The sequence below is a fragment of the Streptomyces sp. NPDC050674 genome, assembly GCF_040654575.1.
Taxonomy (GTDB): domain Bacteria; phylum Actinomycetota; class Actinomycetes; order Streptomycetales; family Streptomycetaceae; genus Streptomyces.
Map to the genome: position 1 here is coordinate 257,343 of NZ_JBFAIG010000003.1, position 13,505 is coordinate 270,847.

The 13,505-nt window shown below is 67.8% G+C and carries 7 protein-coding genes; 4 read left to right on the top strand and 3 right to left on the bottom strand.

Annotated elements, in window-relative coordinates; genetic code table 11:
- Window positions 1-11 precede the first annotated feature (11 nt).
- Window positions 12-320 carry a hypothetical protein gene (locus AB0I06_RS08070; RefSeq protein WP_363117922.1) on the bottom strand — a complete coding sequence of 103 codons (309 nt, stop codon included), beginning with the start codon at window positions 318-320 and terminating at the stop codon, window positions 12-14.
- Between the two features lie 544 nt (window positions 321-864).
- On the opposite strand from AB0I06_RS08070, the gene AB0I06_RS08075 reads away from it, so the two are divergent.
- Together AB0I06_RS08075 and AB0I06_RS08080 are read left to right on the top strand one after the other, a co-directional pair.
- Window positions 865-3,264 carry a ricin-type beta-trefoil lectin domain protein gene (locus AB0I06_RS08075; RefSeq protein ID WP_363117923.1) on the top strand — a complete coding sequence of 800 codons (2,400 nt, stop codon included), beginning with the start codon at window positions 865-867 and terminating at the stop codon, window positions 3,262-3,264.
- Window positions 3,265-3,492: 228 nt separating this feature from the next.
- Entirely contained in the window at window positions 3,493-5,088 is a 1,596-nt protein-coding gene (locus tag AB0I06_RS08080; RefSeq protein ID WP_363117925.1) for an RICIN domain-containing protein, read from the top strand.
- Between the two features lie 92 nt (window positions 5,089-5,180).
- On the opposite strand, the gene AB0I06_RS08085 is transcribed toward AB0I06_RS08080, so the two are convergent.
- Entirely contained in the window at window positions 5,181-8,543 is a 3,363-nt protein-coding gene (locus AB0I06_RS08085; protein WP_363117926.1) for a discoidin domain-containing protein, read from the bottom strand.
- 605 nt (window positions 8,544-9,148) lie between these two features.
- On the opposite strand from AB0I06_RS08085, the gene AB0I06_RS08090 reads away from it, so the two are divergent.
- Window positions 9,149-10,969, top strand: a complete 1,821-nt coding sequence (locus tag AB0I06_RS08090) for an alpha-L-fucosidase (protein WP_363117927.1) — start codon at window positions 9,149-9,151, stop codon at window positions 10,967-10,969.
- Window positions 10,970-11,519: 550 nt separating this feature from the next.
- Here the strand turns inward: AB0I06_RS08090 and AB0I06_RS08095 are convergent.
- Window positions 11,520-12,200, bottom strand: coding sequence for a TetR/AcrR family transcriptional regulator (locus AB0I06_RS08095; protein ID WP_363117928.1), 681 nt, complete (start codon window positions 12,198-12,200; stop codon window positions 11,520-11,522).
- A 136-nt stretch (window positions 12,201-12,336) separates the two neighbouring features.
- Between AB0I06_RS08095 and AB0I06_RS08100 the strand changes: the two genes are divergently transcribed.
- Window positions 12,337-13,482: a VOC family protein gene (locus AB0I06_RS08100; protein ID WP_363117929.1), complete on the top strand. Its 1,146-nt coding sequence runs from the start codon at window positions 12,337-12,339 to the stop codon at window positions 13,480-13,482.
- Window positions 13,483-13,505 lie beyond the last annotated feature (23 nt).

Below are 13,505 nucleotides of genomic sequence, written 5' to 3' on the forward strand. Positions count from 1 at the left end.
GACCGAAGGAGTCACTCGAACAACTCGGATTTTCGCAGGTCGCGGCCTGGCGATCGGCTTCGCCCGGTCAATTCAGCCAGGGCGGCCTGGGCCGGGTGTGAGTGGTAGGTGACCTTCGCGCCGCTCCAGAAGTGAAAGGTGAGGGTTGCCGTCTCGCCGTCCTTGAGCGCGGACAGGTAGTCGGAGGTGAGGGTGCCGGCCGTGTAGTCGGGCTCGAACTGTGGTCCGAAAATCTGGAACGCGCTCCAGCCGAGAATCTGGCACCGCGAACGGTTCGGTCGCCATGGCCTCCACGTCCGGGGAAACCCGCGAATTCCCAAGCCGACCGCATGTCCGGGAGCACGGCTGCTTCACACCGGCCGCCCTCCTCCAGGCCCGGCGCGGGGGACCGGCACGGCAACCTGATCATGGTCCAACGGTCATGCGCCCGCCCCGTGCTCCAGCGCGACGGCGACCGCGCCCTCGCTGTGCAGGCGCGCGAACCCCGACGGCCTCGACGCTGCGTCCCCCTGACTCCGTCCCTCTGAGTGTGAACCGATCCAGGCTCTCATCCGTGCTCATGATAGATCGGATGTCTGGTGCGGTTCATGGAGTGAGAGGAGGGCTTCTGTCCGGCGGTCTCACGCGGGTGGCCACACGGAGTGGGCCAGCCGCCACCTGCTCTGCCGGAAGCGGTGACGCCGAACAGAATCGCCCATACCTTCGGCGCCCGAGCTCTGACGTTGTCTGGAGGTCGGACGAGCCATCCGCGAGAAACAGGCAGTTGTGCAGTTCAGATGTCGGTTGCGCTGAAGCTCATCGCTCATCCATCGACCGTCTCTCTTCAACGAAATCCGTCATGAACAAACAACCCCAGGAGAACGGATGCTGATCCACGGACACCCGCCCACTGGGCGCTGCCTACGCCGCCGCCTGCCGCGGACACTCGCCATGGTGTGCGCGCTCGTCATCGCAATGATCGGATCCATGCTCACCGCCGCCCCGGCTCAGGCCGCGACGTCGATCACCCTCGACGGCACCTCGGGCGGGCGTACCTTCGACGGCATCGGTGCCATCAGCGGTGGCGGGGGAAACAGCAGACTGCTGATCGACTACCCGGAGCCGCAGCGCAGTCAGATCCTGGACTACCTCTTCAAGCCGAACTACGGCGCCAACCTGCAGATCCTCAAGACGGAGATCGGCGGCGACACCAACTCGACCAGCGGCGCCGAGCCGAGCATCGAGCACACCAGGGGTGCGATCAACTGCAATGCCGGGTATGAGTTCTGGCTGATGGAGCAGGCGGTCGCCCGCAACCCCGGCATCAAGCTGGCCGGCCTCGCCTGGGGTGCGCCGGGCTGGATCGGCGGCGGCAACTTCTGGACCGCCGACATGATCGACTATCTGATCTCCTGGCTGGGCTGCGCCAAGTCGCACGGTCTGAACATCAGCTACCTGGGCGGCTGGAACGAGCGCGGCTACAACATCGGCTGGTACAAGAACCTGCGCTCGGCCCTCAACTCGAACGGCTACTCGTCGGTCAAGATCGTGGGCTCGGACGACCACAGCTGGGACATAGCCAACGACATACTCGCGGACTCCACGTTCGCCTCCGCCGTGGACATCATCGGCGCCCACTACCCGTGCGGCTGGCTCACCCCCCAGACCTCCTGCCCGAGCTCCGCCAACGCCAAGGCCACCGGCAAGCAGCTGTGGGCAAGTGAGAACGGCTCGCACGACTACAACAGCGGCGCCGCACCCATGGCTCGCGCGAACAACCGGGACTACATCGACGGCAGGATGACCGCGACCATCAACTGGCCGCTCATCGGCGCCATGACGCCCAACCTGCCCTATGCGACGACGGGCCTGATGGTCGCCAACCAGCCCTGGTCCGGCTGGTACTCCACGGGCCAGAGCCTGTGGGTCACCGCTCAGACCACGCAGTTCACCTCGCCGGGCTGGAAGTACCTCGACAGCTCCACCGGCTACATCGGTGGCAGCGCCTCCAACGGCAGTTATGTGACCCTCAAGTCCACCAACAACCGCGACTACAGCACCATCATCGAGACCACCCAGGCCTCCGCGGCGCAGACGCTCGACTTCACGGTGACGGGCGGTCTGTCCACCGGGACCGTCCACGTCTGGTCCACCAACGTCAACTCCACCGACTCCTCGACCGCCATGGTGCGCCGCAGCGACATCACCCCCTCCGGGGGCGCCTTCTCGCTCACCGTCCAGCCGGGGTACGTCTACACCATCACCACCACGACAGGGCAGGGCAAGGGCACCGCCGCCGGTCCGGCGAAGGGGTCTCTGGCACTGCCGTACGCCGACTCCTACGACAGCTACCCGACCGGCACCCAGGCGAAGTACGTCCAGGACCAGCAGGGCGCCTACGAGGTCGTCGGCTGCGGGGGCGGACGCTCCGGAAAGTGCGTCCGCCAGATGTCGGCCCAGGCGCCGATCACCTGGGCGCCCCTGTCACACCCTTACGCGCTCTTCGGTGACCTCGGCTGGAAGGACTACCAGGTCTCCAGCGACGTGCTGCTGGAGAGCGCGGGCTTCACCGAGCTGATCGGCCGTGCCACCTGGCAGCACTCCTTCGGTCCGGAGGGCCTGAACGGCTACTACCTGAGGGTCAGCAATACCGGTGCCTGGTCCATCCTGCGCAACGACACCGACAACAACTTCGTGACGCTGGCCGGCGGTACGGTCGCCGCGCTGGGCACCAACTCCTGGCACAACCTGAGGCTGGGCTTCTACGGCAACAGGATCACCGCCTGGATCGACGGCGTGAAGGTCGGTGCGGTCAACGACAACACCTACACCGAGGGGCAGGCCGGCTACGGCAACAGCCAGGGACAGACGGGCCAGTTCGACAACCTGTCGATCGGGTCGACCACGAAGGTCGTCGGCGCCGGGTCCGGCCGCTGCCTGGACGTGCCGGGCTACAACGACACCAACGGCACCCTGATGCACCTGTGGGACTGCCAAGCCGGTGACAACCAGCAGTGGACCTTGACCTCCGCCAAGGAGCTGCGGGTCTTCGGCGACAAGTGCCTGGACGCGAAGGACCATGGCACCAACAACGGCACACCCGTGGAGATCTGGTCCTGCAACGGCGGCGGCAACCAGCAGTGGACCGTCAGTGCGAACGGCACCGTGGTCGGGGTCGAGTCCGGGCTCTGTCTCGATGCCGTCGAGGGGCGCACCGCGAACGGCACAGGGATCCAGCTCTGGTCGTGCCACGCCGACACCAACCAGCGGTGGACGCGGAGCTGATCCGAGCCACGCACTGGCTGCTGCCACATCCGGCAAGACCGAGGTTCCGCCCGAGCCGGCCCTTCCGGCGGCTCGGGCGGTTCCCCCGGCGTGCCGACTCCTCTGACGAGACGGAGCCGGACGGCTCCGGACGGGGGCGTCGGCTTCACCGTCACCCGTGTGACCGATGAGGAGAAGCACGATATGAAAGCAGGGCTCATGAGAAGGTCCCGGCACAGGATGGCTGCCATGGGAGCCGCGGCTCTCGCGGTTCTGGGGCTGTTGCTCGTCCCGGCCGACGCGGCCACCGCCGCCACCGGGCCGCAGGACGGCCATGTATACGCGCTGACCGCGGCGCACAGCGGCAAGAACGCACAGGTCCAGTCGGCCTCGTCCGCCGACGCGGTGAACGTGGTGCAGAACACTCCCTCCGGCGGCCCGAGCCAACTGTGGCAGGCCGTCGCCGGCGGAGACGGCTCGTTCTCGCTGGTGAACATCAACAGCGGCAAGTGCATGGACGTGAACGGTGCGTCCACCGCGGCGGAAGCACAGGTCATTCAGTGGCCGTGTACCGGAAACGACAACCAGCGCTGGAGATTCAGCGGCTCCGCGATCGTTTCCGTCCACAGCCAAATGTGCCTCGACATCCCCGGCAACTCCACGGCCGACGGCACGGCGCTCATCCAGTGGCCGTGCACAGGCAACCCCAACCAGCAGTGGAACCTCACCGAACGCCCCCGGGTCGCGGCCTTCGGCCCTGGCATGACCGCCGGCGGTGAGACCTTCTCCGAGCAGACTCTGCGGATGGTCGTCCACACCGGTGTCGCCGGTTCCGGCGTGCGGATCCGGCTGTCCAACCTGCGCAGCACCACGCCGCTGTCCGTCGGCGCCGTCGACGTGGCCGTGCGCTCCGGCGGCGCGGCCGCGGTTGCCGGTACCCACCGCACCGTGACCTTCGGCAGATCCGGCAACCCGACCATCCCCGCCGGGGCGGAACTCACCAGCGACGTCATCCCGATGACGGTCACCGCGGGGCAGGACCTCCTGGTGAGCGTGTACCTGCGGGGCGCCACCGGCGCCTCGACCTTCCACCGTGACGCCTACCAGACCTCGTACCGATCGGCGGCCGGCTCCGGCAACCATGCCGGTGACGACGCCGCCACCGACTTCACCACCTCCATGTGGAGCTGGCACTACCTGTCGGGCGTGGACGTCGTGCCGACCGCCGTGACCACCGGAACCGTGGTGGCCTTCGGGGACTCCATCACCGACGGCGCCAGCACCACCTTCGACGCCAACCGGCGCTGGCCGGACCGCCTGGCCGCCCGGTTGCAGGCGGAGAGCGGCGGCCAGCGGTTCGCTGTCGCCAACGCGGGCATCGGCGGCAACATGGTGCGCGCCGATGCCGGCTGGGCTCCCCAGGGCCTGGCCGGCAGGGTCCGGTTCGCGCACGACGCCCTCGGTCAGCCCGGAGTACGCAGCGTGATCTTCATGGAGGGCATCAACGACATCAACAACAATCCCTCCCTCACCGCCGACCAGCTGATCGCCGGGTACCAGGACATCATCGCGCAGGCACACGCCGCTGGCGTGAGGATCATCGGCGGCACCATGCTGCCCTACTCCTCGCAGAGCAGTGCACAGGCCGGCATCCGGACAACAGTGAACAACTGGATCCGCACCAGTGGCGCGTTCGACGCGGTCGTCGACTTCGACGCCGTCATCCGGGACCCGGACAACCACGCCCGGATGCTTCCCGCGTACGACAGCGGTGACCATCTGCACCCCAACGACGCCGGAATGGCCGCCATGGCGAACGCCATCGATCTGGCCGTGCTGCGCTAGTGACCTGAGTCAGAGATGCGTCGGCAGGCCGCGGCCGCGGCGGTGAGGTCGTGGTGAAGGACCAGCACCGCCGCCCGTTTCGGGATGGCCTGCTACTTGATGCGGATCTCGGCGAGTTGGAGGCGGTACCTGTTGGCCTCGTCCGAGGCGGCCTTGCCGAGCTTCGAGGCCTTCAGCCGTACGTACCGGCCGGCGGCGGACGTGAGGGCGTACGTCTGAGCGGCTCCGCCCGGGTTGGGTTCGGCGGTGACCGTGCGGGCGGTGGTGTAGGTGGTCGACCCGTCGGGGCGGGTCTGGATGGTGAAGTCGACGGGGAATCCCGCCGTGCCGCCGCCGACTGCGCCGGCGTCGGTGCGGGGGTGGAGCGTGACGGAGCCGATGGCCCGGTCGGCGCCGAGGTCGATCTCGATCCACACGGGGGTGGCGCTGACGTCGGCGGAGGGGAAGTCGATGCTGGTGAAGCCCTTGGCGCCGGTCACGCTGGTGAGCTTGCCGTCGAGGACGCGTGTCTTGCCCCAGTCGCCGTTCTCCAGCGTGTAGTTGGCGGTGACGGTGGTCGCGGCTGTGGGCACGGTGAGTTCGGCGAGCTGGAGGCGGTACTTGGTGGTCTCGTCGACCGGAGGGGTACCGAGCTTGGTGGCTCGCAGCCGTACGTAGCGGGCGGTCGTGGTTTTGAAACCGTACGTCTGCACGAGCCCGCCCGGGTTGGGCTCGGCGGTGACCGTGCGGACGGTGGTGTAGGTGGTCGACCCGTCGGGACGGGCCTGGATGGTGAAGTCGACGGGGAAGCCCGCCGTGCCGCCGCCGGCCGCCGATGTGTCGGTGCGCGGGAAGAGCCGTACGGCGTCGAGGTCGGTGTCGGCGCCGAGGTCGATCTCCACCCAGACGGGGTTCGCGCTGACGTCGGCGGAGGGGAAGTCGACGCTCGTGTAGCCCTTGGCGCCGGTCACGCTGGTGAGCTTGCCGTCGGTGAGCCGGTTCTTGCCCCAGTCGCTGTTCTCCAGGCTGCTGTTGCTGGTGACGGGCCGGCCGAGGGCGAGGTTGTCGAGGCGGCCGGCGCCGGTGACGGTGAACGTCCAGCTGCCCGGCTGGAGGGTGAAGTAGACGTATGAGGAGTCCTTGCTCGCATAGCTGAGACCGGAGACGCCGCCGGTGGCGGAGCCGCCCGTGAAGACCGTGGTTCCGTTGGCCTTGATGGCCGGTGAGGATCCACGGTACGTCGGGACACCCACTCGCGCGGTCGTGCCGTTCGGGGAGGTGAGGGTCAGAGTGACCTGGTCGCCGTCGCGGGTGACGCCGAAGCGGATGTCGCCCTTGACGGTCGGCGTGACCGTGTTGATCTTCGTGAGGGTGCCGGTCTGCGGGACGACGTCGTACGTCTCCCAGCCGGGCTTGGTGGGACGGACGCCGGCGGCGTAGGCGGACAGGGTGTACAAGGGTCCGCCGTTCCAAGCGTGATTGTCGGTTCCGCCCGACTTGTCCCAAATCTCCCACAGTGTGTAGCAGGTGGGGTCGGCGACCTGGGCGGCGTAGCGGTTGCGCATCCGCTCCTCGGCGACGGTGGCCGCGCCCATCAGATACAGCGCCTCCAGGACGTAGAACTCCATGTAGGGGCTGGCGTTGAGGTGGGTGCGCAGCACCTCGGTGATCGCGCGGTAGCGGGAGGCGGGCGCGAGGCCGGCGACGACGGCGAGGCCGTTGGCGCGGTCATCGGTGTCGCCGTTGTAACCGGGTGAGCGGTATTCGTTCCTGGAGGCGTCCCACAGAACGCGGTCGAAGTTCGCCTTGATGCTGTCGCGCTTGGCCTGCCAGGCGGCGACGTCGCCACTGTTGCCGCTGAGGCCGGCGAGAGTGATGGCTGTGTCGAGGGCCAGGTAGTACCAGCAGTTGTCCAGGACGCGGGCGTCGATGTTGCTGCCCCAGTCCTCCCAGTCCCAGTCCCCGGCGCGGTGGTTGACCAGTCCGGCCGAGTCCAGGCTCCACAGGTTCAGGTATGCCTTCACCGCCGGATAAGTGCCGGAGACAGCACCGGAGTTGCCGGTGTAGAGGTGGTATGTGCCGAATCCCCACACCGAGGCGAGCATCTGGACGGGCAGTTCAGCGGTCCAGATGGTGGACGGGATCGGCGAGTAGAGCACGCCGCCGGGCTTCTGCCAGGCGGTCAGCTGGGCGATGGCCTTGGCGCCGAGGGCATGGGAGCGGGTGTCGAAGGTGTAGAAGCCTTCCTTGAGCTGGTTGACCACATCGCCCCACCACTGGGCGCGCTCGCGGGTGGGACAGTCCATGTAGTTGTCGCGCATGTTGACGTACATGGTGCGCGCCGCCTTGCCCCACAGGGTGTCGAAGAAGGCGTCATTGCTGCTGAACGATCCGGCGAAGTCGGTGTCGTAGCCGGACTCCCGGTACTTGAGGTCCAGGATGGTGACGCCCGTGGGAATCGTGTACTTCACCGCCGTGCCGCTCATCCAGGCCAGCGCCTCGAACTCCTGGACCCCGCCCGCGCAGACGTAGGTGGCGCGTATGTTGTTTTCCGCCCCGGGCGTGAGGCCGGTCAGGCCGTCGCCGTCAGCGTAGTGGTCGGTCTGCACGCCGATCACCGCGCCGGCTGGAGCGTCCACCTTCAGATATGGCGTGACCTGGAGGTTCGAGGGCAGGGTGGCTGTGATGGCGGTGGCGCCCTGCCCCGTGGACGGCAGCGACGACGCGTTGCCGTAGGACTTCAGGCTCGAGTACCGGAACTGTGGGACCGGCCGCCGGACGAGATCGATCCAGGGTGCGGCACCGGCCGCTCCGAAGTCGGTGGGGGCACTCCACGTGCTGTCGTCGAAGCCGGCCGACTCCCAGGCGGTCATGGCGGTGGCGTCGCGGGCGTCGTAGTAGACGTTCGACTCGGGCAGGCGGAAGTTGACCTGGGTGCCGCTGGTGTTGTTGGAGTAGCCCGGGTGGACGATGTGCTTCCAACTGGTGTCGCTGACGATCCGGGTGGTGGTGGAACCGGTGGTGATGTCGGACTGGAACAGCAGACCGCCCTTGCCGCTGCTGCTGTGCGAGAACCCCTGCTTGCCGAAGTACCACACCAGCAACGCCACCGTGTTGCGGCCGCTCGTGAGGTAGGGGGCGAGGTCGATCTCGTCGTAGTAGGTGCCCGTGCGGTTGGGGCCGCGCTTGAGCTGCCCGTCGAAGACCACGAGCGTGCCGTTGACCCACAGCCAGTACTTGGAATCCGCCGCGATCTGCGTCACCGCCTTGGCCGGCGCGGAGCCCAGGGTGAACGATCTGCGGAACGCCACCCACTGGTTCGCCGAGCTGGACGGAGCCCAGATCCACTTCGCGGTCCAGGAGACGGCGGCCGACGCCGCGGGAGTGAGCCCCGGCAGGAGTGCCGAGCCGAGGGTGGGCGCGAGCGCTACGGCTATGGCCGAGCGCAGGACGGACCGGCGCGATACAGAGGGCATGCGGGCTCCTGCTGTCTGTGGGCGGTGATGGGCGGGGCGGGGAGAGGCGTCCTGGAGATCGGGAAAGGGGGAGTCACAGGACGTCTGTCTTGAATCGTTTCATTAGCGTGTTTGCAGCGGGAATTCTTTGCCGCCGAGCGAGAGGGTGTCAAGGCTTGTGCAGGCGGCATAGGGAGACGCCTCCTCGAAGACGGGACCTCCGAGCCCCGGATCAAGTGACTTCGGCCGCCGGGCTCGTCAGGGGCACTCGGTGACGACGGGGAGGTCTCGTAGTCGCGAATCAGGCTCAAGGGTGAGCTCGTTGCGACGGGCGCAGCGCGGCGCGTGTCCGTCACACCACACGACACGACCCGCCATACCTCCTACGTATAAGGGCATCTAACCATCTGTGTGCGGGCGTCCGAGCATCGAACGTTACGTAAATGCAGGGTCATCAGACTGAGTCGGCAAGAACTCTGGACAAGTGGGGCGGCGATGCCCGTTAATACATCCGATGTCCAACGAGGTCAGCTTGAGCTCGGCCGGGCACGAGCCGCCGTAGTCCGTTGTCGGTGTCGCGTGCAGACAAGCGGCCGGCATCCCCTCGCTTCACCAGGAGCCGCACCATGCCTTCCGCACCCCTCAGCCGACGCTCGCTGATCAAGGCCGCCGCGCTCGCCGGCGGTACCGCCGCATTCGGTCTGCCGCAGGCCCTGTGGCCCGCCACCGCCGAGGCCTACTCCGTCTCCTCCAAGCTGGACTGGTGGTACCAGGCCCGCTTTGGAATGTTCATCCACTTCGGGTCCTACTCGCACCTCGGTAAGGGCGAGTGGGCGTTCAGCGAGGGCTGGACCAAGTCCGCCTGGCAGACGCAGGTCACCCAGGGGTTCAACCCGGTCAGCTTCAACGCCACCCAGATCGCCGATCTGGCCAAGAACGCCGGCATGAAGTACATCGTGATCACCGCCAAGCACCACGAGGGCTTCGGCATGTGGGACTCCAACGTTCCCAGCTTCACCGACGTCACCGGCACCAAGCTGTACAACCTGCACGACTACATCGGCTTCCAGCGCGACCTGCTGGGCGAGCTGAAGGCCGCGTGCGACGCCCGGGGCATCAAGTTCTGTCTCTACTACTCGATCCTCGACTGGAACCACCCCTCGCAGACCATCGACAGCCACTTCTCCACCATGTCGTCGATGACCGCCCGCACCAACTACATCAACGACATGAAGGCGCAGTTGACGGAGCTGATGAACGCCTACAACCCGGCTCTGCTGTGGTTCGACGGCGACTGGTGCGGCAACCCCTCCACGCCCACCCTCACCGACTGGTGGACCCAGGCCGACGGCCAGAGCCTGTACGACTGGCTGACCCGGACCTGGCCGAACGTCATCGTCAACGAACGCGTCAAGCGCGACCACGGCATGGGCGACTACGCGGTCGCGGAGTTCGGTTTTCCCAGCGAGCCGATGGACCGGCAGTGGGAGTACTGCGCCACCATGAACAACGCATGGGGCTACAACAAGGACAAGGAAACCCTGTACAAATCGACCCAGTACTTCATCCAGGAGATGGTCACCTGCGTCTCCCGGGACGGCAACTACCTTCTGAACATCGGCCCCGACGGCGGCTTCAACGCCGACGGCACCGCTGACGACGGCCACGTCACACAGGGATCGCTGAACATCCTGAACGGCCTGGCCTCCTGGATGGCGACCTACTCCGACAGCGTCCACGGCACCAGCGGCAGCCCCTTCGCCACCGAGCCGTCCTGGGGCAGGATCACCAAGAAGAGCGGCAAGCTGTTCGCCCACGTCTTCACCTGGCCCACGAACGGCACTCTGCAGATCCCCGCGGTGTACAACACGATCAACCGCGTCTATCTGATGAACAACCCCTCCGTCTCGCTCAACTACTCGGTCACCGGCGGCCAGATCAACGTCCAGGTCCCGGCCACCGCGCCCAACGCGAACGACTCCGTGGTCTGCGTGGAGGTCACCGGCATGCCGGCCGTACTCGCGGGCGGCGTCTACACGTTCGTCTGCGCCCAGAGCGGCAAGGCCCTCGACAACGCCAACACCACCGCCGAGGGCAACCAGTGCGTCCAGTGGACCCTCAACAGCGGCCCCACCCAGCAGTGGAGGGTCACTGACCTGGGCCACGGCTACTACAAGCTTGTCTCCGTCCAGAGCGGCAAGGCACTTGACAACAACAACAGCACCTCCGACGCCTCGACGGTGGTGCAGCGGACCGACAACAGCAGTTGGCAGCGGCAGCAGCAGTGGGCCATCGCCTCGCTCGGCAACGGCGGGTACCAGCTTGTCAACCGGGCCAGCGGCAAGGCGCTGGACAACGCCAACACCGCCCAGGAAGGCAACCCGGTCATCCAGTACACCAAGAACACCGGCCCCACCCAACGGTGGACCGCGACCAAGGTCGGCTGAGCACCCTGTGAGCGGATGAAGGAGCCGGTCGGGGCCGCGAGAGGCCGCGACCGGCTCTAGTGGTGCGCGCCCCCCGGCTGAGCGGGCGCGGCGCCACCGCCTACGAGGGATCCACGCGAGAGCGACTTGTCGAGGCGCTTCGACATTCGGTCGGCTGCGACCACCCCGGGCAACGAAATCCCCGGCGGCGGTGGCTCGTCGCTGCCGATACGGCTGTACCTCACCCCCACGCCCACCAGGAGGACGACGCGTGTGGGACACCGAGGAGCACACGACAACGCACTACTCAAGCTCAGGTGCTCCCCGCCCGGGCAGGCGGACGTGGCGAGGCAGAGGACCGGAAGCCCGCCGTCCCCGCCCTACAGGGGGAATGGTCGGGCGGGCAGCCCCGCCGCTCACTTCGCTGAAGCCGCTGCCGGACAAGGGAGACAAGGCGGGCAAGGCCATCGCGGGCCCCCTCCTGCTGCGGAACGTGCCCGAGGGGCTGCGCCTGTGCGCGGTCAACCCCCGGCCGGGGGCGCGATCGGCGCCTGCTTCACCGGCCGCTCGGTCACCCTCCGGCCGAGCTCGTCGTTCCCCGCGGAGGAGTGGCCGGTGAGGCGAGGTCGGGGAGGGGGCGCCGGGCGACTTCGTGGGCGTCGTCCGGTGGGACGCCCAGCATGCGCAGGACCATCTCGGCCAGGTCGACCGCGGCCTGGTCACCGTCCACGTCGGGGCGGGCGAACCTCAGCTCCACCAGGGCGAGCAGGGTGCCGCCCAGGGCGGTCAGGGCGACCGCCGGGTCGACGGGGGTGAAGCGGCCTGAGGTGAGGCCGGCCTCGAGGTCGCGCAGTGCCCGCCGGGCCAGGCCGTTGTCGGAGTGGATGTGACCGAGGCCGCGGCGGCGCAGGACCTGCATCAGCTCGGGGTGGGAGTCGGCCATGCGGGCGCTGAGCCGGAAGCCCGCCGCGACGAGTTCGGCCGGATCGTCGATCCCCGCAAGGCGCTCGTCGAAGTTCTGGCCGAACTCCTCCAGGGCGTCCACCACGGCTGCCTCGAACAGCTCCGCCTTCGACTCGAAGTGGTTGTAGAAGGAGCCGAAACCGACGTCCGCGCGCTCCGCGATCGCCTGGATGCTGGCGCTGGTGTCCCCGGTCTCGGCGAGGATCTGCCGCGCGGCGTGGATGAGCGCGCGACGGGTCTCGGCGCGGCGCCGCTCGAACCGGTTGCTGGGTGGGGCTGACGTAGGCATACCGAGAGTTTAACCGCGGGACCGATGATGGCAGCAGCTCTGATGAATGCATCATTTCCCGTTGGCGAATCCCTTGACGGCGATGTTGTCATAGTTGATGATTTCCTCATTACGGCAATGTCGCTCGGAGGGCACCATGTCTGAAACCCGCGTCGACGGGACCGCTGTCAAGACTGCCCACCAGGACCTGCACAGCGAACAGGGCGCCCTGCGCGGCGAACACCCCGGCCGCTCCCGGAACCCGGTGATCAAGGTGGCCGACCTGGCCTGGCTGGAGTTCGAGAAGCCGGACCTGGAGCGGGCGGAAGTTTTCGCCCGCGACTTCGGCTTCGGCATCGCCGCACGCACGGAGAGTGAGCTCTGGCTGCGGGGCACCTTCGCGGGCTCACCCTGCATGGTGATCCGGCGCGGGCGTACGTCCCGTTTCATCGGCCCGGCGTTCCGTGCGGCGGAGCGGGCCGACCTGGACCGGCTGGCGCGGGCCACCGGATCGTCCGTACGGGATGCCAACGTTCCCGGCGGCGGCAAGGTGGTCGACCTGCTCGACCCGTCGGGCTTCCCGGTGCGGGTGGTGCACTGCGGCGAACAGCTCCCCGCGTTGCCGGAGCAGCGGCCGCTGCTCCTCAACTTCGGCACGGACCACCGTCGTACGAACACCACTCAGCGTCCGCCGCGCGAGCCCTCCCGCATCCAGCGGCTGGGGCATCTGGTGCTGGAGACGCGGGTGTTCCGCCGGGCCCTGGACTGGTACCTGGACACCCTCGGGATGATCGTGTCCGATTTCCTGTTCCTGGACGGGCAGCGCGACCGCGGCCCGACGATGGCGTTCATCCGCTGCGACCTGGGCAGTGTGCCGGCCGACCATCACACGCTGGCCATGCACCTGGGACCGGGCACGGGGTACGTCCACTCCGCCTATCAGGTCACCGACCTGGACTCCATCGCCGTCGGCGGCGAATACCTCAAGGAGCGCGGATACATGCGCAGTTGGGGCATCGGTCGGCACATCCAGGGCAGCCAGCTGTTCGACTACTGGCGCGACCCCGACCGCTTCATGCTGGAGCACTTCGCCGACGGCGACCTGTTCTCCAGCGACGTCGAGCCCGGCTGGGCACCCATGTCGACCAGCGGCCTGGCTCAGTGGGGCCCGCCCGCCACCCGTGACTTCCTCGGCGCGAGCCCCTCCCCGCAGCGGGTCCGCGACGTCATCGAGGCCCTGCGTGGCGACAACGAGATGGACCCCGCACGATTCCTGGGCCTGCTCAAGGCCGCCAAGTCCTGACTCCCCGACCCCAGCACGAAGGT